Annotated in this window: 19 protein-coding genes and 1 pseudogene; 5 read left to right on the top strand and 15 right to left on the bottom strand. The window is 64.0% G+C overall.

Annotation, left to right across the window (positions count from 1 at the left end; genetic code table 11):
* The first annotated feature begins 126 nt into the window (after positions 1-126).
* Positions 127-600: a YMGG-like glycine zipper-containing protein gene (locus CAG18_RS22630; RefSeq protein ID WP_003259312.1), complete on the top strand. Its 474-nt coding sequence runs from the start codon at positions 127-129 to the stop codon at positions 598-600.
* A 38-nt stretch (positions 601-638) separates the two neighbouring features.
* Here CAG18_RS22630 and CAG18_RS22625 read toward each other — a convergent pair whose 3' ends face one another.
* Both CAG18_RS22625 and CAG18_RS22620 read right to left on the bottom strand, forming a co-directional pair.
* Complete coding sequence (locus CAG18_RS22625; RefSeq protein ID WP_013972086.1) at positions 639-1,544, bottom strand: LysR family transcriptional regulator; 906 nt, start codon at positions 1,542-1,544, stop codon at positions 639-641.
* 148 nt (positions 1,545-1,692) lie between these two features.
* Entirely contained in the window at positions 1,693-1,878 is a 186-nt protein-coding gene (locus tag CAG18_RS22620; RefSeq protein WP_061302466.1) for a hypothetical protein, read from the bottom strand.
* A 200-nt stretch (positions 1,879-2,078) separates the two neighbouring features.
* Here CAG18_RS22620 and CAG18_RS22615 point away from each other — a divergent pair, with 200 nt between their 5' ends.
* Positions 2,079-2,465: a VOC family protein gene (locus CAG18_RS22615; RefSeq protein WP_085721587.1), complete on the top strand. Its 387-nt coding sequence runs from the start codon at positions 2,079-2,081 to the stop codon at positions 2,463-2,465.
* Between the two features lie 7 nt (positions 2,466-2,472).
* On the opposite strand, the gene CAG18_RS22610 is transcribed toward CAG18_RS22615, so the two are convergent.
* The 7 genes from CAG18_RS22610 to CAG18_RS22580 are packed head-to-tail and all read right to left on the bottom strand — an operon-like array spanning position 2,473 to position 8,756.
* Positions 2,473-3,840: a sensor histidine kinase gene (locus CAG18_RS22610; protein ID WP_085721586.1), complete on the bottom strand. Its 1,368-nt coding sequence runs from the start codon at positions 3,838-3,840 to the stop codon at positions 2,473-2,475.
* Complete coding sequence (locus CAG18_RS22605) at positions 3,837-4,499, bottom strand: response regulator (RefSeq protein ID WP_003259308.1); 663 nt, start codon at positions 4,497-4,499, stop codon at positions 3,837-3,839. The genes CAG18_RS22610 and CAG18_RS22605 overlap by 4 nt, the downstream gene beginning before the upstream one ends.
* Before the next feature lie 2 nt (positions 4,500-4,501).
* Positions 4,502-5,143, bottom strand: coding sequence for a tetratricopeptide repeat protein (locus tag CAG18_RS22600; RefSeq protein WP_015269968.1), 642 nt, complete (start codon positions 5,141-5,143; stop codon positions 4,502-4,504).
* Positions 5,140-5,946, bottom strand: a complete 807-nt coding sequence (locus CAG18_RS22595) for an SDR family oxidoreductase (RefSeq protein ID WP_013972081.1) — start codon at positions 5,944-5,946, stop codon at positions 5,140-5,142. The genes CAG18_RS22600 and CAG18_RS22595 overlap by 4 nt, the downstream gene beginning before the upstream one ends.
* Positions 5,933-6,613 (bottom strand): TenA family transcriptional regulator, encoded by a 681-nt coding sequence (locus tag CAG18_RS22590; protein WP_023663323.1) that lies wholly within the window; start codon positions 6,611-6,613, stop codon positions 5,933-5,935. The genes CAG18_RS22595 and CAG18_RS22590 overlap by 14 nt, the downstream gene beginning before the upstream one ends.
* Positions 6,614-6,628: 15 nt before the next feature.
* Positions 6,629-8,089, bottom strand: a complete 1,461-nt coding sequence (locus CAG18_RS22585) for an AMP-binding protein (protein WP_085721585.1) — start codon at positions 8,087-8,089, stop codon at positions 6,629-6,631.
* A complete protein-coding gene (locus CAG18_RS22580) occupies positions 8,079-8,756 on the bottom strand; it encodes a thermostable hemolysin (protein ID WP_015269965.1) in 678 nt (225 codons plus the stop codon). Before CAG18_RS22580 ends, CAG18_RS22585 begins: the two co-directional genes overlap by 11 nt.
* A gap of 111 nt (positions 8,757-8,867) precedes the next feature.
* On the opposite strand from CAG18_RS22580, the gene CAG18_RS22575 reads away from it, so the two are divergent.
* A complete protein-coding gene (locus tag CAG18_RS22575) occupies positions 8,868-9,437 on the top strand; it encodes a hypothetical protein (RefSeq protein WP_013972078.1) in 570 nt (189 codons plus the stop codon).
* Between the two features lie 67 nt (positions 9,438-9,504).
* Here CAG18_RS22575 and CAG18_RS22570 read toward each other — a convergent pair whose 3' ends face one another.
* The 3 genes from CAG18_RS22570 to CAG18_RS22560 all read right to left on the bottom strand — a co-directional run bounded on the left by CAG18_RS22570 (position 9,505) and on the right by CAG18_RS22560 (position 13,057).
* A complete protein-coding gene (locus CAG18_RS22570; protein ID WP_013972077.1) occupies positions 9,505-11,181 on the bottom strand; it encodes an MFS transporter in 1,677 nt (558 codons plus the stop codon).
* Between the two features lie 213 nt (positions 11,182-11,394).
* The gene (locus CAG18_RS22565; protein ID WP_085721584.1) at positions 11,395-11,820 is read right to left on the bottom strand and encodes a VOC family protein; all 426 of its coding nucleotides are present in this window, start codon (positions 11,818-11,820) and stop codon (positions 11,395-11,397) included.
* Positions 11,821-12,130: 310 nt separating this feature from the next.
* Positions 12,131-13,057: an alpha/beta fold hydrolase gene (locus CAG18_RS22560; RefSeq protein WP_061550948.1), complete on the bottom strand. Its 927-nt coding sequence runs from the start codon at positions 13,055-13,057 to the stop codon at positions 12,131-12,133.
* Between the two features lie 254 nt (positions 13,058-13,311).
* Here CAG18_RS22560 and CAG18_RS22555 point away from each other — a divergent pair, with 254 nt between their 5' ends.
* The gene (locus CAG18_RS22555) at positions 13,312-18,183 is read left to right on the top strand and encodes an NEL-type E3 ubiquitin ligase domain-containing protein (RefSeq protein ID WP_371807320.1); all 4,872 of its coding nucleotides are present in this window, start codon (positions 13,312-13,314) and stop codon (positions 18,181-18,183) included.
* Positions 18,184-18,190: 7 nt separating this feature from the next.
* Here the strand turns inward: CAG18_RS22555 and CAG18_RS22550 are convergent, their stop codons facing one another.
* Positions 18,191-20,707, bottom strand: coding sequence for a UvrD-helicase domain-containing protein (locus tag CAG18_RS22550; RefSeq protein ID WP_061302471.1), 2,517 nt, complete (start codon positions 20,705-20,707; stop codon positions 18,191-18,193).
* Between the two features lie 175 nt (positions 20,708-20,882).
* Between CAG18_RS22550 and CAG18_RS22545 the strand changes: the two genes are divergently transcribed.
* Positions 20,883-21,581, top strand: a complete 699-nt coding sequence (locus tag CAG18_RS22545; protein WP_085721582.1) for a pirin family protein — start codon at positions 20,883-20,885, stop codon at positions 21,579-21,581.
* 519 nt (positions 21,582-22,100) lie between these two features.
* On the opposite strand, the gene CAG18_RS22540 is transcribed toward CAG18_RS22545, so the two are convergent.
* The gene (locus tag CAG18_RS22540) at positions 22,101-22,586 is read right to left on the bottom strand and encodes an isochorismatase family cysteine hydrolase (protein ID WP_085721581.1); all 486 of its coding nucleotides are present in this window, start codon (positions 22,584-22,586) and stop codon (positions 22,101-22,103) included.
* 61 nt (positions 22,587-22,647) lie between these two features.
* Positions 22,648-22,896: pseudogene (locus CAG18_RS22535) on the bottom strand (LysR family transcriptional regulator); the annotation flags it as partial.
* Positions 22,897-23,012: the final 116 nt, after the last annotated feature.

Here is a 23,012-nt window from a genome sequence, read left to right as displayed (position 1 = left end):
TCACGCCGTGATACGCAGGCGAACCACGTTTGTTATCCGGTTTAGACCATCCCGGCAAAACTGCCATCATCGGCAGCAAAGAGAACTATCCTGTGAAACGGGATCCCCACCCGCTGGAGGTTTGCCATGCGTACGTTCACGTGGAGTTGCCTGCTGGTGCTGCTGTGCGCGGCATCGGCAGCCCAGGCGCAGTCGGTGGTGCCGCTCAAGGGCCAGAGCAGCCAGCAGATGCAACTGGATATCAATGATTGCAATACTGTCGCGACCAATGCCGCGAACAGTGCCGCGACCTCCAGCGACCCCCATGTCGGTGGCCGGGTACGCGGTGCCGCCGCCGGCGCGGTTGCCGGTGCGGCAGGCGCGCAGGTGCGCGGCAACCAGCACGACGAGCTGTATGACCGGGTCGGTGACGATGCCAAGGAGCAATACCGACAGAACCGCGCCGGCGAAGTGGCCGCCGCCGGTGCTGCGGTCGGTGGCATGCGCCAGCGTCAGGACCGCCGTCAGGACCGGCGCGGCCAGGACGAAGCGAAAGCCCAGGCTCATGCCAGTGCCTATGCCGGCTGCCTGCAAGGGCGCGGCTATCAGGTCAACCCCTGACCAACGGGCACGCCATGCTCCTGCATGGCGTGCCCGTTTCAGAACTTGGCCAGTTCTTCCCGGCAAAACTCGACGAACAACTGCGCCGGCTTGGTCAGTTGCACCCGTTTCAACCACGCCGCCGCCAGCCCTGACAGCGCCACTGGCTCGGCTATATCCAGCATGGCCAGGCGTTGCCCGTCGTAGGTGTACTCCGAATGCGGCCGCGTCACCAGCAACGAAAAGCCAAAGCCCTGCCCGACCATGCCGCGTACCATCTCGATCGACGGCGAACTGAAGACGATATTGGGCGTCAGGCCCATTTCGTTGAACAGGCTGACGAAGTAGGTACGGCTGGGGGCGACGTCCAGCAGGATCATCGGCTCCGGGCACAGATCGCGCAGCGACACCTGGGCCTGCCCGGCGAAGCGGTGGTTCTCGGGGAGCAGCACATAGGGCTTCTGCGGCGGCATGAGCGGCTCGGCCTCGATGGTGCCGTCCAGGTCATGGTCGTAGAGGAACGCCAGGTCGAAGGTACCGGCAGTCAGGCCCTGGATCAGGTCCTGCTGCTCGCCGTCGCGCAGGCGGATATCCACCCCCGGGTAACGCTGGCGAAAGCCGGCGATCAGGCGCGGCAGGTACAGCGGTGCCACGGTTTCGAAGCAGCCGATGTCGATTTGCCCGGCCACGGTGTCGTTGTCGGCCAGGGCGTTCTGCTCGAATTCGTGGGCCATCTGCAGCAGCGACTTGGTCTTGGCATAGAAGCGCTTGCCGCTGGGCGTCAGAGACACACCCTGGGCGTGGTGGCGGATGAACAGCTGCACGCCGAAGCTTTCTTCCAGGCTCTTGATGGCCGTGGAGATGGACGGCTGGGCAATGTACAGCTGGCGTGAAGCTTCGGCCACGCTGCCGGCCTCGACGGTGGTAACGAAGTACTTGAGTTGTCGCAATGTGTAGGCCGCCACGGGCACCTCTCTGACGCCGGTCTGGGCGCGCTGGGATCATGCCTGTCACTTTACCCTCGGCAGCGGCTGGGTGGGGGCCGGGTGATGAAGGATTTACCTATGGCTTGAGCAGGTTTTTACGAGGGGCGCGATGCGCCCCCCCTTTGCTTCACTCGAAATCGATATTGGCGATTACACAGTCATCACCAATCAGCTTGTACCCTGGCCTGCAGGGCATGCCGACTACTGGCCCTATACCGCGCTTGCGCCGGGACAACGTTACCTGCGGCTCTGCACTTTCCAGCTGTTCGTGGTCAAGCGTGTCGTCTGGCTCGTTAACGGGTTCTTCTTGCATGGGGTTCACTCCTTGGTTTGGGTGGTATTGCCCGATCAACGCTACAACCCCCATTGCCACCAACCCATCTGGAACTTTGACCGTGAAGAGAAATGCTGTCGGATCGCGTTGCAGGGTTAGCGGTAAACCCGGTGCCCTGGCCAAATGCCGCTGATTGTCTTTACTGGTACTCAACGACTCCAGGCATACGGTGTGCGTTCATGAAGATCATAGTCACCAGCATCCTCGTCGACGACCAGGCCAAGGCCCTGGCTTTCTACCACTACGTACTCGGTTTCGAGCCCAAGCACGACATCCCCAGGGGCCGACACCGCTGGCTGACCCTCACCTCCCCCAACGACCCCAACGGCGTCGAGCTGCTGCTCGAGCCCGACGCGCACCCGGCCGCCAAGGTCTACAAGGCCGCGCTCAAGCAGGACGGCATCCCCGCCACCTCGTTCGGCGTGCGGGACATCCAGGCCGAATATACCCGGCTGTGCGCAGCGGGCGTGCAGTTCACCCAACCGCCTACTGCCATGGGGCCGGTCACCGTAGCGGTGTTCGATGACACTTGCGGCAACCTGATCCAGATCGCCCAGAAACACTAGCAAGCGTTCAGGGCTCCACGGGCAGGCGCAAGGTCGCGCGCAATCCGTGTGGCGTCTGGTTGCGCAACTGCACGCTGCCACCGAGGCGGGTCATGATGGTGCTGACGATCGACAACCCCAGCCCGGCGCCATTGGTCGAGCCCTTGCTGTAGAAACGCTCGAACACCCGCTGCTGGTCAACCACCGCTATGCCCGGCCCTTCGTCGTCGACGCTGACCAGCAGGGCCTGGCCTTCGCGCTGCAGTGTCACGGTGATGCGACCGCCTGCAGGCGAATGGTCCACGGCATTGGCCACCAGATTCTGCAAGGCAATACCCAACGCGCCAGCGTCGGTATGCAAATGGTAGTCGCCGGCAGCGATGTCCAGCGAAGGCTCCAGCCCGCGCTCCAGTATCCAGGGGGTAAGCTCTGCCAGGGTCTCGGCCACCACGCCCTCCAGGTCCACCCGCGGCCAGTCACGCCGGCGTGGTCGCGGCTCCAGGCGGGCCAGGGTCAACAACTGGTTGACCACCCGGGCAAGGCGGTCGACACCGCCCATCAGGAACTGCAGGGCCTTGTCCCGCTCGGCAGCGCTGTCTGCATTCAGGGCGTTCTGCGCGTGCAGGCGCAGGATGGCCAAGGGCGTGCGCATCTCGTGGGCAGCGTCGGCGATGAAACGGTGTTCGCGGCGCAGCAGGTCGTCGATCTGCCCGAGCAGGCGGTTGATCGCCGCCTGCATCGGCTCCAGCTCCTTAGGCAACGGCACCAGCTGCAACGGCTCGAGCGACTCGGCGTGTCGGGCGCGGATCACCCTGGCCATGTTCTGCAGCGGCCGCAGCCCCCAGCCTATGGCCGCCCACACCAGCAAGGCCAGGGCCAGGCTGCCGAACAGGAATGGCAACAGCGTGTGCTGCACGATGCGTTCGATCAGGTCGTTACGCACGTCGTTGCGCTCGCCCACCCAGATCACCCAGTGTTTTTCCGGCACCGGCAAGACAAAACTGCGCCAACGGCGCCCATCCACCACCACGTCGGCGAAACCCGGCACCCGCGGCGCCTGCCCCAGCTGCGGGGCGCTGGGCGTGTGTACCAGCAGCCCGCCGTCGTCGGCCCATACCTGGAAGGCCAGCTTGCTCTCGTAGCGGTGCCCCACCTTGTGGTGCCCGGCCTTGCTCAAGGCCTCGTCGAAGGCGCGGTACAACTCGTCACGGCTCTGCTCTTGCACCGGCAGGCTCATGATGCCCTGCAGCAGCCGGGCGTTCTGCGCCAGATGGGCGTCGTACACTTCGTTAATTTCGTGGCGGCTGTCGTGATAGTTGTACAGCGCCAGCAACCCACTGCCGACCAGCAACAGCAGCATCACCCGCCACAAGGTGCGTTGGCGCAACGAGCTCATGACTTGCGTTCCACCAGGTAGCCGATCCCGCGCACGGTGCGAATCAGGCCGTTGAACAGCTTCTTGCGCAGGTGGTAGATGTTCACTTCCAGGGTGTTGCTCTCCGGCTCTTCATCCCAGCCATACAGCAACTGGGTCAAGCGTTCGCGGGTGAACACCTTGCCCGGCTGGGCCAGCAGCTCGTGCAGCAGCAGGTATTCCTTGGGCGTGAGTACCACCGGCTGGCCCAGGTAGTGCACCTGCTGGCTGACCGGATCCAGGCATACCCCGGCATGCTCTATCAGCACGCGGGCGCGGCCACTACTGCGCCGCAGCAAGGCCCGCAAGCGGGCCTTGAGTTCGTTGAGGTCGAAGGGTTTGACCAGGTAGTCGTCGGCGCCGGCATCCAGCCCGGCAATGCGGTCATCGGTGGCGTCGCGGGCGGTCAGCACCAGCACCGGCAGGGTCTTCCCGGCCGCACGCAGGCGCCGCAGCAACTCGATGCCATCCAGGCGCGGCAAGCCCAGGTCGAGGATGGCCAGGTCGAACTCTTCGTGGCACAGGGCATGCAAGGCACTGGCGCCATCCTGCAACCAGTCGAGGGTATAGCCCTCGCGGCGCAGGCCGTCACAAATCCCCTCCCCCAACGCGGCGTCGTCTTCTACCAACAGCAAGCGCATGCTTAATCCTGTTTGTCCTTGATCGCTTTGAGTAAAGCATCGATTTCACCACGCCGGCCCTGGTCGGCCAACTCTCTCCCGGGCCGGGGCGGTGCCTGCAACGCCTTTTGCAGGGCGGCGCGGGCTTCGTCGTAGCGGTTTTGCCGGTACAGGTGGTCGGCCCAGAAATAGTTGCTGTCGATACCGTCCGGGTTGATCGCCAGCGCCTGGCGCAGCATGGCCTCGGCCTTGGCCTGGTCGCCGAAGCTCAATGGCCAGCCGGGCACCTGGTCGTACAGCGCGCCCAGGCTGGTGTAGGCCGAGCCTTGCAGCGCCTTGGGGTCCATGGCCAGGGCCTTTTCCAGGCTGGCGCGGGCGGCCTTGACCTTGCCCAACGCGCCCAGCCCACCGGTGGCGCCGGCCCAGCTGCTGTTGACGATGCCGTCCCAGATCAGCGGCTCGGCCGAGCCCGGATGCTGGCGCACCAACGCCGCCGACTGTGCCGCCAGGGCCTCGAATGCCCCGGCACGCTGGGCTTCGGGCAGGTTATAGCGAACCACCGCCCAGCGCTGCTGGATGGCGTTGAGTTGCTGGGTACCGGTCTGGTCGAGGGCCCAGGTGAACGGGGCGATGGCCAGCAGGCTGGCCAGTATCAGACGTTTCATTTGCTCGACTCCTTGCTGTGCCAGTTGCTGTAGCGACGGATCAGCGGCAATTGCTTGCGCAGGGCGCGGTCGACCACGCCTGGCAGCATGCCGTTAAGGCGCACGAAGAGTTTCTCCGGCCAACCCAGGTACAGTTCGCTGCGCTCGGCCTGTACCGCGTCGAGCACCGCCCGGGCGACATCCTGCGGGTCATCGACGCCTACCTTCAACGCCTGATTAAGGGCCTGCGCGGCGCTACTGTTCATCGTCGTGCGGGTAGTGCGCGGTGCGGCATACAGCACGTTCACCGAGGTGTCGGCAAGCTCGCGGCGCAATGCCTCGGAGAACCCGCGCAAGGCAAACTTGCTGGCGCAGTAGGTGGCATAGCCTGGGTAGCCGATGGAGCCATAGATCGACCCCACGTTCACCACCAGCGCACTGGGCTGGGCGCGCAGTAGCGGCAGGCACAGGCGGGTGAGCTGCACGGCGGCCTTGATGTTGAGGTCGAACAACTCGTCGAGGGCGGCCTCGTCCATCTGTTCGAGCAAGGCGAAGCGGTTGACCCCGGCGGCGTTGATCAACAGGTTGCAACTACCCATCGCCCGCGCTGCCTCCAGCACGTCACGGCGGCCTTCGGCGCAGCGCAGGTCGGCCTGCTGCCAGCGCAATTGCCCGGGGTAGCGCGCCATCAGTTCGGTCAGCTTGCCCTGCTGCCGGCTGACCGCCAGTACGCGAGCACCGGCACTGCATAGCTGGGCCGCCAACTCCAGGCCAATACCACCGCTGGCACCGGTGAGCACCGCCACGCAATCAGGCAAGCGCATGCTTTACCTCCTGCTGCGCGGTACGCGGCAGCCCTTCGAACATGGCGGTATACAGGCGATACACCACTTTGGCAGCGTGGATTACCGCCTGCTGGTCTTCGGGCTGGTCCAGACGGTTCATCAGGCCACGGTAGGTGGCCATGTGGTCCTGGTCCAGGGCGCCGTGGGAACTCAGGTAGCTGAACGCCTTGTCCGGCAGGCCGAGGCTGCTCTGCAGGGTACCGGCTGCCTGGGTGGCGAGGGCAATGCTGGTGCCTTCGAGCACGTTGACCATACCGAACAGCCCGACCGGGTTGCCACGGGCAATCTGGTCGTAGAGAAATGCCACCATCAGCTCGATGGGCAATGCCGGCCGGCCGCCGGCCACCTGGTGCGGGTCGCCACCGCAGGCGGCGATGTCATCGAGAATCCAGCGCTCATGGCCGTACTCCTCGTCGATGTACTCGCACACTGCGCCGCGCAGCCACTCCAGCCGCGCCGGCAAACGGGCCCCGCAGGCCATCATCAATGGCACGGTGTGCCGCACGTGGTGGTAGGCCTGGGTGAGAAAGGCCACATAGGCCTCGAGGCTGGCCTTGCCGGCCAGCGCGTCGCGGATGACCGGGACACTGAACAATGCCGTACGCTCGTCGGCGGTTTCCTGCTGCAGCATGTCGAAGAAAAGCATGGCAAACCTCGTAGATCATTGAAGGTCGGATAACAGGGACTGGTAACACCGCAGGATCTGTTCGCGGCGTGGCCGGCCGTTGGCGGTCAGGGTTTGCCCGGCGGCACTCAAAGGTTCGGGCAGACGCCGCCAGGCATGCACCCGGGCATAGTCCGGCAGGCCGGCATTGGCCTGGCGGATGGCCTGTTCCAGGGTGTGGTCGTCAGCCTGCGGGTCCAGCGGCCAGATCAACGCCAGGTTGTATGCCAGGCCTTCGCCGTGGACGAACGCCTGGGCGATCACCCCGCCCTGGGTCAGTTCGGCCTCGACCCATTCGGGGTTGACGTTGCGCCCGAAGCTGGTGCTGTACTGGTGCTTCTTGCGCCCGGCCAGGTACAGGAAGCCGTCGCTGTCGAAGTGGCCCAGGTCACCGGTCGACAACCACGGCTCGCTGAAGGGTGGTTCGCCCAGGTAGCCGAGCAACGCCGAACCGGCCACCTGCACTTCGCCATCTTCGGCAATGCGCACCTGCACATGCGGCAGCGGCCGCCCGACACTGCCCGCACGATGCGCCCCGGGGCGGTTGAGGCATACCACCGAAGCGCATTCGGACAAGCCATAGCCCTCGAACACCGGTAGCCCGATGGCCTGGGCCCGGGCCAGCAGGCTCGGCGCCACCCGCGCGCCGCCCACCGCCACGAAGCGCAACGGGCCGACCCGCATCAGGCCGCGCTCGATGGCAGTGACCAGCCCAAGCAGCAGTTGCGGCACCAGGATCAGGCTTTCGGCACCACTCAAGGCGATGGCGCCCAGCAATTGCTTGAAGTCGACCTGGCTGGCACCGCGAAAACCCAGTTGCGCCTGCGGATACAGGGCAATGCTCGCCCCGGCCAGCAGGGCCGCGTACAGGCCCAGGTTTTCCAGCAGCACCGCCAGAGGCAATACCGCCAGGTACTTGCCTGGCGCCGTGGGCCGGCTGGCAGCCTCCAGCTCACGCGCTACCCGCAGCATGGCCTCGGCGCTCAGGCATACGCCCTTGGGTGCACCGGTACTGCCGGAGGTGTAGGTAATCTTCGCGGTACCCGGTGGCAAGGGTGCGGCCGCTGGCGGCTGCCGGCTCCAGAAGCGCTCACCGGCAGTGAAGCCGCTGGCGTGCAAGTCGTCAGCGAAGGCCTCGTCGGCCAGCGCCAGCACCGCCCCGCTCTGTGCCAGGCAGTGGCGGCGCTGGGCGCTGCTGAAGAACGCCGGCAGAATAACGATGGGGCGCGCCGCGAACAGCGCCGCCAGGTCCCAGAACAGCGCCTCGGGACCGTTCTCCAGGGCCAGAGCGAAAGTGCCTGGTGGCTGCGCGCTCAGCCAGGCCTGGCGTTGCTCGACCTCGTCCAGCAATTGTTGATAGGTGAACGGCCCGCCAAGGCCCAGCAACGCCGGTTGCGCCCCTCGGTGGCGGGCATGCAGTTGCAACACTACCCTGAACAGCTGGCATTCACGCGGCATGGCCGGCCTCCTGCACGCTCGCGGGCAAGCCGAGCCGCTCGAAAACGCCGCCGCGGGCCAGGGCTGCATGGCCGTAGCCGATGTTGCCGACGAACACTTGCGGGTGCTGCGCGTAGTAACTGCCCCAACTGTCGGCATCGCCGTTCAGCCGGCCAGGGTCGGCCACGGCCAGCGCCGTCGGCACCAGGCCCAGGCGATGAAAGCTGTTGACCAGGGTCGCGGCACCGGTGAAGGCCACCCACTGCAAACCGCGGGCAGCCAGCAACCAGGTCACGGCAATGATCATGATCCGCGCGCTGCCGGCGCTGAGCGCGGCCAGGTTGCCCACTTCGACCAGCTGTGCACGGCTCACCGAGCTGCCAGACAGCCGGGTCACGGCCGCTTCCAGCGGCTCATCCAGATAACGCTCGAGGAAGGTCGGCCCACTGCTGGCCAGGCGTATGCCGGCGGCGGCCATCAGGCGCCCGTGGCTGTCATGCAGGCCGAGCAGTTCGGGCAGGTAGTGCTGCACGTCGGCGTGGTGCGCGCAGGCAAAGCGGGCGTGAATGAACTGTTCCAGCTCGTCGCGCCCGGGCTCCCCCGAGCGTTTCAGCGTCATGCGGGCAAGGCGCTCGCCGTGGCTGCCGATAGCCAGTGGAAACAGGCTGGCGCTGTCTGCCTGAGTCATGGCGGTCCCCCTTTCAAGTCAGGTGTTGGGGGCAGTATCAGGGGGCAATCTGAAGCCAATCTGAAGTGCTACATTTGCCATTGCCCTCACGCGCACCAACAAGGAAAACAGATGCGCCACGAATTCAGCGAAGTGCTCAACGACCTGGTCGACTACTTTCTGCTCGGCGATATCCAGTTGCTCGAGCGCTTCAAGCAACAACATGAATTGCCCGACGACCTTGCCCATGCCTTCACCCACGGCGACAGCGGCGACCAAGCCGTGCGCGAAGGGGTCGTGCTGCCACTGGCCGGGGTCGATAACCTGCCCTACCGCATCCTGTTCACCCTGGACAACCATACCCCGGCCCTGCGTGAACCCGGCAGCCGCCTGAAGCACCGCCGCAATGGTTATGTGCTGCAGGTCGAGCACGGTGCGCTGATGCTGTACACCTGGCGCATCCTGCAGCACTTCACGCCCAAGACACTGGGTGACCTGATGGCGCGTTACCAGGTGCCGGGGCGGCCGATCATCGAGCTGGACAATGGCTGGTATGACGTGGAGGTGCTGGCGGGTGCACTGGTGCGGGACGGGCTGTACGAGCCAGCGTTCGAGTTCGTGTTGAAGAAGCGCTGGAGCCGCGGCGAGGCTGCTGGGGTGGATACCGGGTATGCCTTTGGGTTGCGTGGGTATTTCGACTGATGGGTTGACTGTGCCGGCCTCTTCGCGGGCTTGCCCGCGAAGAGGCCGGTACAGTCAGCCTCAACCTTCAAGTGTGGTTGATATCGCGGTCCTTGGTCTCCGGCAGGAAGAAGATCCCCAGCACCGCCGTCATCACTGCAATCACGATCGGGTACCACAAGCCGTAATAGATATCCCCGGTCGCCGCCACCATGGCAAACGCCACGGTCGGCAGGAAGCCGCCGAACCAGCCGTTGCCGATGTGGTAAGGCAGCGACATCGAGGTGTAACGGATGCGTGCCGGGAACAGCTCCACCAGCCAGGCCGCGATCGGCCCGTAGACCATGGTCACGTAGATCACCAGAATGGTCAGCAGCAACAGCACCATCGGGTAGTGGATCTTCGCCGGGTCGGCCTTTTCCGGGTAGCCGGCTTCCTTCAACGCCCCGGTCAAGGTCGCGGTAAAGGCATCGCTCTGTGCCTTGAAGTCCGCTGCCGCCAGGCTGCGTCCATCAAAGCTTGGCAGCACCCGTTCACCAATGCGGATCTGCGCCACGCTGCCAGGTTCTGCCGCTTCGTTGGTATAGGGGATGGCCCGCTTGGCCAGCAGGCTCTTGGCGATATCGCACGAACTGGTGAATTTGGCCTTGCCCACCGGGTCGAACTGGAACGCGCACTGGGCAGGGTCTGCCATCACCACCACCGGGTTCTGCTCCTGGGCGACGAACACGTCCGGGTTGCCGTACTGGGTCAGTGCCTTGAAGATCGGGAAGTAGGTCAGCGCGGCGATGATGCAACCGGCCATGATGATTTTCTTGCGGCCGATGCGGTCGGACAGGCTGCCGAAGAAGATGAAGAACGGTGTGCCGATCAATAGCGAACCGGCAATCAGCAGGTTGGCGGTCTGCGGCTCGATCTTGAGCATCTGCAACAGGAAGAACAGCGCATAGAACTGCCCGGTGTACCACACCACGGCCTGGCCGGCGGTGCCACCGAGCAGCGCCATGACCACCACCTTGAGGTTGTCCCAGCGGGCGAACGACTCGGTCAGTGGCGCCTTGGACGCCTTGCCCTCGGCCTTCATCTTCATGAACACCGGCGACTCGTTGAGTTGCATGCGGATGTACACCGAAATCGCCAGCAGCAGTATCGACAGCAGGAATGGCACTCGCCAGCCCCAGGCCTCGAACACCTCGTTACCCATGGCCGTGCGGCAGGCCATGATCACCAGCAGCGAGAGGAACAGCCCCAGGGTGGCCGTGGTCTGGATCCAGGCGGTGAAAAAGCCGCGCCGGCCCTTGGGTGCATGTTCGGCCACGTAGGTGGCCGCACCGCCGTACTCGCCACCCAGTGCCAGGCCCTGCAGCAGGCGCAGGCTGATGAGGATGATTGGCGCTGCCACGCCGATCGTGGCATAGCTGGGCAACAGGCCCACCACAGCGGTGGACAAGCCCATGATGACGATGGTGATGAGGAAGGTGTACTTGCGCCCGATCATGTCGCCCAGGCGACCGAACACGATGGCGCCGAATGGCCGCACGGCAAAGCCGGCGGCAAAGGCCAGCAAGGCGAAGATGAACGAGGTGGTTTCATTGACCCCGGCAAAGAAGTGCTTGGCGATGATCGCCGCCAGAGAGCCGTAAAGGTAGAAGTCGTACCATTCGAATACCGTGCCCAGGGACGAGGCGAAGATGACCTTGCGCTCCTCCCGGGTGATACCGCGTTGGGGCGCGCTGCCCGTGGATGTGCTGTCGAGAACCGCCATGGGGTGCCTCCGTCTTGTCGTCATGCAGGCCGGGAGCACCTCATATTTTTTTCACCGTCGCACCCAGGCCCTGGGGGACTTGCTTTGGATATGCGAAGCACGACGAGGCTGGCCGCCTCGGATCGCAGCAAGGTAAATGAAGCATAATAGGCTTTGCCGGGATATCCACCTGAACCTTGCGCAATCCCTACCGCTCGCGGGTGTGCAGGTTGCTCATGGAGCCTCCGTTGCCAATACCGGCCCTTTCAGCTCGACCTGGTTGCCATCGGGGTCGTAGCAGTACAGCGACAGCCCCTCGCCTTCGGCGCCATAGCGTTTTTCGGCAGGTTCGACTTTAACCCCTGCAGCTTGCAGGTATGCCGTAAGTGCCGCCTCGTCGAACGGCTCGATGCGCAGGCAGAAATGGTGCAGGTTGCGCCCCTCGGCCCCCGGCGCCGCACCACCTGGCTGGCCCAGGGGACCATCCAGGGTCACCAGGTCGATCATCGCCGTGCCCGTGGCCAGGTGGACCATGCCCAGGTCGTCGCGCACGCGGCTGACCGTGCAGCCGAGCAGTTCGGTGTAGAAGGCGACACTGCGCTTCAGGTCGCTGACCCGCAGGACGAGGTGGTCGATGTGCTTGATGACGAATGGTCGCATGCCAAGGCTCCTTGTGGCCGCTGGATTCCTGTGGGAGCGGGCGTTCCCGCTTTGGCTCATTGGTTTGCCAGGGGCCTGTAGGAGCAGCCTTGTGCTGCATAGAGGTCGGTACTGACAATGCTTGTCTGTTGACTTTACCGGCCTCTTCGCAGCACAAGGCTGCTCCTACAAAGGACGCACCAAGCGAGCGATATCTGTTATCTGCGCGACAGCGCAGCCCAAAGAGCTGGACAACCTCCCACAAGGGATCACGCAAGCCCGATGAGATTCGCCACCATAGCCCACGTGCGCATGGCATGACCATATGCAGTTATTCGTTTACCAACCGTTGCAGAACGCCCCCTTCATGGCGGGTGAGGATGCGCAGCAGTTGATCGACCAGCGCCCGGTCCGGCGCATCCAGGTGGAAGTGGTGCCCGCCCGGATGCCAGGAGATCTTCGCCTGGCTGGGCAAGGCCGCCTGGCGCCGGGTAAAGGCTTCGCCGGTGAATGCCCCCTGGCGCCCGAACAGCAGGTACAACGGGCAACGGATCTGGCTGAGCAGGTCGCAGGCTTCGCGCTCGGTCAGCGGCATGGGTTCGGGCAGCACCAGGCGTGGGTCGTGGCGCCAGCAATAGCCCTCGCCCAGTTGCAGCAGGTCACGCAGCGCCAGCAGCCGTGCTGCCTCTTCCGACAGCTCGGTGTCCAGGCGCTCGCGGCGTTGTTCCAACGCCGTGTCCAGGTCCTCGAAACGGTCGACGTCCGGCTCGGCAAAACCCTGCAGCTGGCTGCGCTGCACCATGCGCTTGAGCCGGTAGGCCCGGGCCAGGTGCTGCACGCGGTCATCCTCGGCCACCGTGAACGGTGCGCCCATGCCGTCGAGGAAGGTCATGCTGGCAATACCGCTGGTCATGGCCGCCAGCAGCGATGCCACCCCGGTACCCATGCCATGGGCCAGCACATGGAATTGCGACAGGCCCAGGCTGTCGGTCACTGCCAGCATGTCCTCGGCATGTTCCCACAGGTAGTAGCCACTGTCGTGGCGGCGATGGTCCGAGCGGCCGTGGCCAACCAGGTCGGGGGCGACCACGAAGCAGCCGTCGAGCATCGGTGCCAGGCGTTCGAACGAGGCGGCATTGTCCAGCCAGCCATGCAGAGCCAGCACCGGGATGCCGTCCTCCGCCCCCCAGGTGCGTACCGCTATTTCAATGCCGTCGAGGTCCAGCAGGTGATCCTTGGGACTGCACAGCGAATGCATCGTAGTTCTCCCTGATAGAACGCCGGCCCATGGCCAGGCATCACATGACGCCGGCCCATACCCCACGTGCCGGCGTCATCCACACGACATGCCTACCCCATGCCTTGCTTCACCATCTCCCAACAACCCTGCCCGCGCTGCTCCCCTACCGACGCTCTCGTGCACAGGACCGACCTGTGCATTCAACTAAATACCACCGCATGCCGAGGCGAAACCTGTCGACTGGCCCCTCCATCGACCACGGAGACTTCAGCATGCCCAGCACACCCATGCCTTTCCATCAGGCCCAGATTGTCCGTAACCTGCCTGACTGGTGCCGAACGATGCACCCTGACCATACCCGCCGCGTCGTACAGAGCATCCGCAAGGACTACCTCGACGAAAACGGTTCGCCTTACGCCTGGTACACCGCAGCCAGCGATGAAGACAAGGCGCGTTTACGGCAGCTGATCAGCGCCCGCGATGCCGAGTTCAAAGCTCTGCGGGCCTTGCTCGAAGACTTCAGGCAGATCAGCGAATTCTGCAAGCCTTTGCTCGAGAGCCGGTTGGGCCCGGATGTCAAAGCGGACAAGGCCCAGTACCTGCACCAGCCGTTCAAGGTGTACACCACGCTGGTGAATGTCCCCGGCCTCGATTTCTCACTCGGCGGTGACGATACGTACATCAAGCGCCCCGAAGGGTCACCACAGAAGCGCACGCTGCTGGAGGCCGCCCTGCACAATTTCGAAGGAACCGACGAAGTGGGCCCGTTCGACACCCTGACCCTTGGCCCGGACGACGACGCCTCACTTCCAGGGCTCGAGCCCGAAGCGTTCGTGAACCTTTGCCGAAGCCTGGACCTCGGCCAGCAGTATCAAGACCACCTGCAGGGCATTTATGAAGGCTCCAGAAAGGCCGCGATCGAACAGCAGTGGATCGATGCAAGCCAGCAGGCACTGAAAACCGAGGCAATGATCGCCTACCTCAAGGGCCTGTTGACGCTCAAAGGCCACAATGCTCTGGTACAGCTATGCGACAACGAAAGCACGCCGCGTTACGGCGAACACAAGCTTCGCTGCTGGCGCTTCAGCCTGTTCGGCATCCCGCTTCATGGCGTACTGCTGATAGGCCCTGATGAAGCCGACCAGACCAACCCCTGCATGCTCTACATTCCCCACGATTCCGAACACCCGGTGAGGGAGTTTGCTTCCTTGCAAAAGGCCGGCTCGCTCATGCGTCAACGCCTGCTGCAAACCACGTTTCGCCAGCACTTGATCAGCTTCGCTGACCAGGACAACCAGATCGAGCTCAGCCGCAAGCTCGAAAATGCCCTGTTCGAGCATGGCACCTCCACGCGCAAACCCAAGGACAAGCCTGAGCTGCACTTCAAGCGAACCCGCCTGGCCTTTCCCATCTGGCAAGTGCTTTACAGGGACCACAAGCGCCGCATCAAGGCGAATGCCAGAACGATCGCAGTACCGACCGCAGATGCCGACGCCAAGGCACGCAAGGTACGGCTGCAGCACTGGCTGGACGCAGGCATGAACGTACTGAACGTGGCCGCCTTCTTCGTGCCTGGGCTGGATGCCGCGATGCTTGGAGTATTTGCCTACGACCTCATGGATTCGGTATTCACCGGGTTCGAAGCCTGGGAAGAAGGCGATACCCAGGAAGCGCTGCAACAACTCGAGTCACTGGCCATCAATGCCGCCGTGATCGCCGGTTTTGCCGTCGGCAGCGGCGCGGTCAAGGCATCAGGGTTCGTCGATGCGCTGGAAAGCGTCTGGAAAGGTGGCCGCGAACGGCTTTGGCACCCAGACATGGGCCCTTACAGCACTTCGAGCTCGTTGCCGGTGGGTGTGCAGAAAAATGCCCAAGGGCTCTACATCATCGATGGCAAAACCCACGTTTGGCTTCAAGGCAAACTGTATGAGGTGTTCGAAACCGACGGACAGTGGCATGTGCGCCACCCGGACGCCCCCGATGCCTACACTCCGGCCTTGCGCTACCTCGGCGACCAGCGCTGGCAGTTGGCCCACGACAACCCGCTCGAATGGGACGATGCGCAGTTGCTCGAGGGGCTGGGCCGGTTCGGCCAGGGGCTGGATGCATCGGAGCAACTTGCCGCATTGCGCATTACCGAAGTCGACGCAGACACCTTGCGTCGCAGCCAGGTCACCGGCTCGCAGCCGCCGGCTCTGCTGGCCGATACCTTGCTGCGCCTGCGACTGGCTGACGACGTGGAGGGCATCATCACCCGAGTACGTCATGGCCAGCCTTTGGCTGCACATATGAACTTCGCGCTGCCGGAACTGGTACAGCTGCCTGGCTGGCCCGCGAACTACAGGCTGAAGGTCTTCACCGGTGCCGAAAAGTGGGGGGACGCAGTCTACTTCGGTGCGGAGCCAAAAGCCGACACGCTGCAGATCGAGATCGGCCGCGAAGAGCTTGACGATGGCGAACTGAGCAAGATTGTCCTGGCGGGGATGGATGAAGATGTCATAGAGCAGCTACTACCCGATACGCCAGTAGAGCAGCGCCCGGGCGCCCTTAACGAGCTATTGGCCAACCGCCTGTCAGCACGTCGTCGCGAAGTCTTCGCGAGCATGCTGGAAAGCCATCGCGCACCGCTTGGCGACGAAGCGCAGACCTTGGGCCGCCAGTTCCCCGGTTTGCCTGACAATGCCCTGGAAGAACTCGTCGCGAATGCCGACAGCACCGAACGCGAACGCCTGAAGAACGGGCGCGTGCCCTTGCGCGTGGCTGAAGAAGCCCGCTACCTGCAAGCTCGTGCCCGCCTCGATCGTGCCTTGACCGGCCTGTACCGAGCAGACCTGGCCAATGCCGACAGCCAACTGCTGCGTGATGCATTGGTAGCCGAACAGCCGCAGGCGAGTGAAGCCGAGCTGTTCGCCAGCGCCCTCGCCGACCGCTCGGGCTGCGCGGTGCTGCTCGGCCAGCAGCCAATCAGGCCTGGTTTTCGCTCACCCATGCGCCTGGCACATGGGCGAATCGGTTACCCGCTCAGTGGCCGAGGAGCAGGCCCTTTCGGCGAAAGCGCCGCGACACGCCGGCTCAAGTCACTTTTCCCCTCACTGAACAGCAACGAGATCAGCGCCTTGAGAGCCGAACTGAGCCAGACCGGTGACCTGGGCACGGCAGTGCGGCAACTGCAGGCAGAGTGGCAAGATCTGAAACGCTATCTGGAAACGTGGTACCTGACCGCACGCAACATCAGCCAGCGCTTCGAGCGACAACAATGCGCCGACCGCCTCAAAGCCGCCTGGCGACGGGAGGGTCCCGGCAACCTGGGCACACTCGTGCTGGAGCGAATGCAGTTAGGCGAGTTGCCAGCGATCACAGCCAGCCTGCCCCACATCCGTGAACTCAAGCTGGACGAGCTGCAACTGCAACGACTGGACAGGGCGTTCCTGTCACGCTTCCCCAACCTGCAAGTGCTGGAAGTGACCAACAACCGTACAATCGACGCGCAAGCACTGTTCGAGGCACTTGAATCGGTGCCCAGGCTGCGCACGCTGGATCTGACCAACAACACCCTTACTACCCTCTCACCCACCGCACAACGTGTGCTGGCGGCGATGCCAGACCTGCGCCAACTGAATTTGCGCCGCAACCAGCTGACACTGGATGAAGCGACATTGACTTTCCTCTGCGGCCGGCCATTGGATGTCCTGAGGCTGGGGCACAATCGCATCACGCTCGATGAAAACCTCTCCACGCGCTTTCAGGACATGATCCATCCGCAGCAACTGGACCTGGACTTCAACCCGCTGCAGCACGCGCCTGATGTACGCTACATGGCGCGGCTGCAGCGCCTGAACCTATCCAATGCTCAGTTGCAGGCATTTCCTAGTGGCCTGACCACGTTGATGAATCAGCCACAGTACCAGTTGCGCTACCTGGACCTCTCATCCAACCGTATTCACCATGTTCCAGACCTCGAAGGTATCCTGCGCAGCCCCTATGCGCGGGACGTCGCCGCCCGCTTGCCCGAGCGCCGCTGGCTCTTCAACTACAACGATCTGGAGACCGAGTCGGCCAGGCGCCTGGGAGCCAGCGGCGTCAGTATCTTCGAGCACACGCCCGAAAGACAGGAGTGGCAAGGGTTCTGGCGCAATGTCGCGACAGACCCTCAAAAGCAGCTGTGGTCCGACCTGTTCGACCAGAACGACAATGGCGACCTGCAAGCGGTATTGGAGCCCCTGACCTACTCCTTGGTAGCGCGAAGGGATCCGGATGGCCTGCGTGCCCGAGTGTGGGCACTGTTGAAGCAGGCCCACGAGGATACAGCGCTGCGCGAGCGGTTGAACGAGGTGGCGCATACCTTCCCACCCACTTGCGGTGATGCCGGCGCAGATGCATTCAGCGCCCTGGAAGTGGAGTTGCTGGCCAGCCAGGCCTCAGGGCGGGCACGGGACACGGCCAAGCCGCTGCTCGACCTTTACCGCAAGCTGTATCGTCGCGAAAAAGTCAACGAACTGGCGGACCGCATCAGCACGCATCGCATCGTGCGCAGGGCGGCGCTAGGTGGAGATGCCGGTCAGTTACCGGACCTTGACGTGCTGGATGTCCCTGCGGCAATCCCTGATGCGGTCCTGGCCAGAGAACGGGTCGACGATATCGAAGTTCGCCTGGCACTGCGCCAGTCCTTGGCCGAAGAGCTCGATTTCCCCGAACCTAGCAGCGGCATGATTTATCGCCATTTCGCCAACATAAACCAGCAAATCGTCGACAACGTCCGGGCTGCCGTGCTCGAACTCGATGCCGATTCCACCACCCGACAGCAGTGGACGAGCAAACAGCCGGTCTGGGCTGACTACCTCAAGCGCCATTATGCCAGCCAGTTCGAAGCCATTACCGACTTCTGGCGCCCGGGCCTCGATTACCTGTTCTATTGCCTGGATGAAACTCAGGAGCCGGTCACGCACCTGGACGACGCGATATTACGTGCATTGGCCCCGGAAATGCCTGACCCTGCACTGGACGAAAACGGCACGCTACGTCGGGTTCCTCTCAATGAGCAAGCCTATGTCAGGGCTACGAAAGCCTTGACCGAGGCACAGCAGGAGGTGGAAGCCGGGCTACTGCTGAGCCTTACCCGGCAAGCGGACGTCCTCGATGCCTGAAGGCTGATCAATGACCTCGCAGGTCTTCGAAGAAGGCCTGCCGCCCATCCACCTGGCTCGACGCACGCGGCGCTGCCGCCGCCTCTGCATTGGCCGCCTCCACATGCCAATAGCAGTGCCTGACCGCGCGGGTTACCGCCACATAGGCCAGGCGCTGCACCTCTTCCTTCTGTGCGGTATCGAACGGCTGGGCATCACCGGCCTTGCCCAACCCGGCCTGGCGATACACCTGGTTCTTGTAGGGCGAGCTGGTCAGGTACTGACAGTCGCCCAGCATGAACACTGCATCGGCCTGCAAGCCTTTGGCACTGTGGTAGGTCAACTGGCGCAAACGGCGCTGCTCGGCCGGCAACGCCGCTTCGGCGTGCAGCACGCCCTGCAGGTGCTCGTTCATCAGCGCCCTGTCGCTGCCCTTGCGGTAAAGCATCATCACCGTCTCGCCACGCTGGTAGTGCTCGATCAGCGTTTCACCCAGGGCTGCCTCGTCACGGTCGAATACCTTGACCGGCGAGCCTGGCAACTCGGCCGCCGGGCCACTGGCCCGGGCTTTCTTGCCGGCTATCGCCGGGGTGCCCTTGACCAGGTGCTCGGCCGCGTCGATCACCTGCTGCTGGCAACGGTAGTTGTCGACCAGCATCACCCGGGTGTTGGCCGGCGACGGGAAGGCCTTGGTGAACTCCATGAAGTACTTGGGCGAACTGCCACGCCAGCCGTAGATCGACTGCCAGTCGTCGCCCACACACAGCAGCGACGAATGCTGGGCATGGCGCCCGATGTGCATCGCCGGGCCGCGACGACGGATCTCGGCGAGGCTGGCCCGCAACCAGCTGACGATCTGCGGCGACACATCCTGGAACTCGTCGATCATCAGGTGCGCCAGCGGCCGCAGCAACGGGTCGGGCAGCAGTTGCAGGTTTTCCGGGTTGTTCTCGCCGAACAAGGCGAACATGCGGTTGTAGCTCATCACCGGCGGCGACTGGTCCAGCAGGTGGGCCTCCAGGGCCTTCCAGTACAGGGCCAGGGCCTCGAAAAACAGCGCATCGCTGTCGCCGGAGGGGAAGCTCATCGCCGCCACGGCAGTGTTCACTTCCAGGCCGAGGTTCTCGATGAAATTCGCCGCGCCGACAAAGGCATCGAGCAGTGGCGCCGGGGCCAGTTCGCCCTTGACCTTGTATTCAAAGCCGGGGCCGGCCACGGCATCACCGGCCAGCGAGGCTGCCAGGCGCCGGGCCATGGCGTAGTTGTCGAGCCAGATCAGCGGCTGGTCGCAAAATGCCTGCAACAGGGTGCGCTTGACCGCCCACTCGGCACGCACCGCCAGCTTGGCGCCGGGGCGCTGGTACTGCGCGCTTTCCGCAGGGTCGAAGCCCAGCACGAGCAAAGGCCCCTGGCCGGCCAGACGACCATGCACATGGAAGCGGCTGCCACGGATCTCGATGGTCTCGCGGCAGGGTTCGATGCCCTTGATCGGCCAGGCGCCGGCGGCGAACCACAGGTCTTCGATCACATCGCACAGTTCTTCGTCGCGCTGGGCAGCCAACTGGGTTACCTGGGCGCGCTTCTGCACATCGGGGTTGTTCGGGTCCAGCGGCTTCAGCTGCAGGGCTTCGCTGCGCAACAGGCCGACCAGTTCGGCAAAGCGCGGGCTCTCGCCCAGCAGCGTGCTGTAGCACTGGTTCAGCTGCTGGCGCTGGGCATCGTTCAGGCGCAGGTCGAACGGGTTGCTCTCGGCCTCGGCTTCACGCCCGGCCGGCATCTCGTTGCCCAGCGTTTCGAACGCGCGCACCTGGCCAAAGCCCGGCAGGCTGCGCACCAGCGGCAGGATGCGCGAATGGAACGTGCGCACAAGCTCGCGGGCCTGTGGCGGTTGCAGGTTGATCTGCCACAGGGCGAAAACCTGCAGCAGGCGCTTGATGAAGTCCTTGCGCGACTCACGGGTGAAGGTGACCACGGTCATCGCATCCAGCTCGTAGCCCAGGTAGTGGCGCAACAGCAGGATGCGCAGCACCAGCGAGGTGGACTTGCCCGCCCCGGCCCCTGCCACCACGCAGGTGGACGGTGTGTCACTGAAAATCAGCTTCCATTGCGCGGCACTGGGTTGCGCCTCGGCGGGCAGACGCTGGGCGACATCGGCCTTGAAACGCTTTTTCAGCTCGGCAGTCAGCGGCAGGCGCCAGTCATCGAACAGGTTGTCATCCCGGCCCGGTACGGCGGCGGTGTCTGGCCGGGTGTCGCGGATCACCAGCACCTGGCGCCCGGCCTCGTAACCTTCCACCCGCCCGCGTTCGAACCCTTCACGCACGCCATCGGCATGGCCACTGCGCTGGCCGCTGGCGTGGCCGAGGAACCAGGAGTCGCGGTGCTGGGCCTGCAAGCGGGTCAGGCCACGCCCCAGCAGGCGGGCCGCCAGGCGGCGAAACCAAGGCAGCTGTGCAGGAGGGGTAAGGTCGGCGGGGGCCTGGGGTTGCTCGTGGGCCACGGTCACTCCGTTGAAAAACAAAATCAGCGGGCATGTTCGCCGCATCGACAAAAAATCGCCAGCGAATGCTTGCAGATCAGTGGATTAGGCGATGAAGCGAATAAAACACTCTATCGCATTAAATCAACTTTACTGATTGTTTTAAGCCGATATTTACGCTTATTTTCGATGCTTCTTTGACGCATCATGGCCTCATTCCACTGATTCAAGGAGCACGACCATGCTGCAACTGCGACCGTTCGAAAGCCTCGGCCACGCCAACCACGGCTGGCTCGACGCCCACCACCATTTCTCGTTTGCCGAGTACTACGACCCGGCGCGCATGCACTGGGGCAACCTGCGGGTGTGGAACGACGACCTGATCGCTGCCGGCAGCGGCTTCCCGCCGCACCCGCACCGCGACATGGAAATCATCACCTATGTGCGTGAAGGCGCGATCAGTCACCAGGACAGCCTGGGTAACAAAGGCCGTACCGAAGCCGGTGACGTGCAGGTGATGAGCGCCGGCACTGGCATCGTGCATAGCGAGTACAACCTGGAAGACGTCGACACGCGTATTTTCCAGATCTGGATCGTGCCGGAGCGCACCGGCGAACCACCGCAATGGGGTACCCGGCCGTTCCCCAAAGGTGAGCGTGGCGAAGGCTTCGTAACCCTGGCCAGCGGCCGTGCGGGCGATGAGGACAGCCTGCAGATCCGCACCGATGCGCGGCTGGTGGCTGCCACCCTGCGGGCCGGTGAAACTGCCGAGTACCGCTTCGATACCGCTCGCCGGGGTTACCTGGTGCCGGCCAAGGGGCTGGTGGAGGTCAACGGGCTGCGTGCCAAGGCGCGCGATGGCGTGGCGATCGAGCAGGAGGAGGTGCTGCGGGTGACCGCCATCGAGGACAGCGAGATCGTGCTGGTGGATGTGGCCTGACGGGTGACGCGTACCTGTGGGATGACTTTGCCCATGCTACCCGCGACGGGTTGGTGGGCGAGGTGGAACGGCTCAAGGGCGGTGTGGCGCGGGTGGTGTTCGACTTCAGGCCAGCGGCCGCGGGCCTTGCAAACGGCTTGAGATTGCCGGGGCTGCTTTGCAGCCCTTTCGCGACCAAGGCCGCTCCCACAGAACTGCACATGCCTAATTGAATTAGCAGGGACCCTGTGGGAGCGGGCAAGCCCGCGAACACCGGCGGAGCCGGTGCCATCCTCCGCGTCGCCTGCTTCGCGGGCGCGCCCGCTCCCACAAGGGAATGTGACACGCTCTCGAACATTGTTCCCTATGCAACAGCGCAGCCCAAAGGGCTGGGCACTCTTCCACAGAACTGCACACGACTCATTGAATTAGCAGGGACTCTGTGGGAGCGGCTGAAGCCGCGAACATCGGCGCAGCCGGTGCCATGCTCCGCGTTGGATTCTTCGCGGCTAAAGCTACCCCGCATCATGACGACATGCACTAGCCTCGTGCGGCCAGTTCAGCGAGCACCTCGGCCGAGGTGGTGACCTGGCGGAAGTGATGCTTCCACAGGTCGGTGCCCAGCTTGCCCGACCTGTCCAGCGAAGACCCTACAGTCATGTCCGTGACCAGGGTGGGCATCAGCCCCGCATCGAACAGGGCAAAACCGGCGGCCAGCACGCAAGTTTCGGTCTGCAGCCCACATACCAGCACCCTCTCCACGCCCAGTTGCCGGATGTACTCGATGGCCTCTGCGCTCTGCCCGTAGCCATGCTTGACGAACACCTGATCAGCTTCGACCAGGCTCTCGTCCTCCGCCGCCGGGTGCCAGCCAAGCTGGCGCTCGAACGGCGTGACCTGTTCATCGTGCAACTCGACCGAGGCAATGGTGGGGATGTTGGCCGACAACCGACGCAGGCCATCGACCAGCCACTCGGGCGGGCTGAAGGTGGACTGGACATCGACAATGAGCAAAACCTGGCGCATGGGCGGATTCCGGGCATGGGCAAAGGCGCGGAGTATAACGCGATCGCCTGTGGGAAAGGCCTCAATGCCACGCTGCCAGGTTGTCCCCCTGGCGATCGCCAAGCACTTCCACCAGGCGCCCGCTGCGCAGGTGATCGGCCAGGCTCCACTCGGCCCGCAACAGGATACCCTGCCCGTCCAGCGCCCAGTTCAGGGCGACCTCGCCATCATTGGTGCTGAGGCTGCCATGCACCTTCACCGACTCGCTCTGCTTGCCGCGGCTCAGCCGCCAGATACCGAACGCGGCGTCATTCTGGCGTAACACGATGCAGGTTACTCCCACAGGTTCTCCACAGGGCTGAGTATTGTGGGGTATCTGTGAGTTATCTGTTGCCTGAACCAACCTCTTCGCGGGCAAGCCCGCTCCTACAGGGGTATCACCAAGCC

The organism is Pseudomonas sp. B22(2017) (genome assembly GCF_002113105.1).
GTDB lineage: Bacteria > Pseudomonadota > Gammaproteobacteria > Pseudomonadales > Pseudomonadaceae > Aquipseudomonas > Aquipseudomonas asiatica.
Note: the sequence above shows the minus strand (reverse complement) of the source record. Positions and strands in the feature narration are given on the sequence as shown.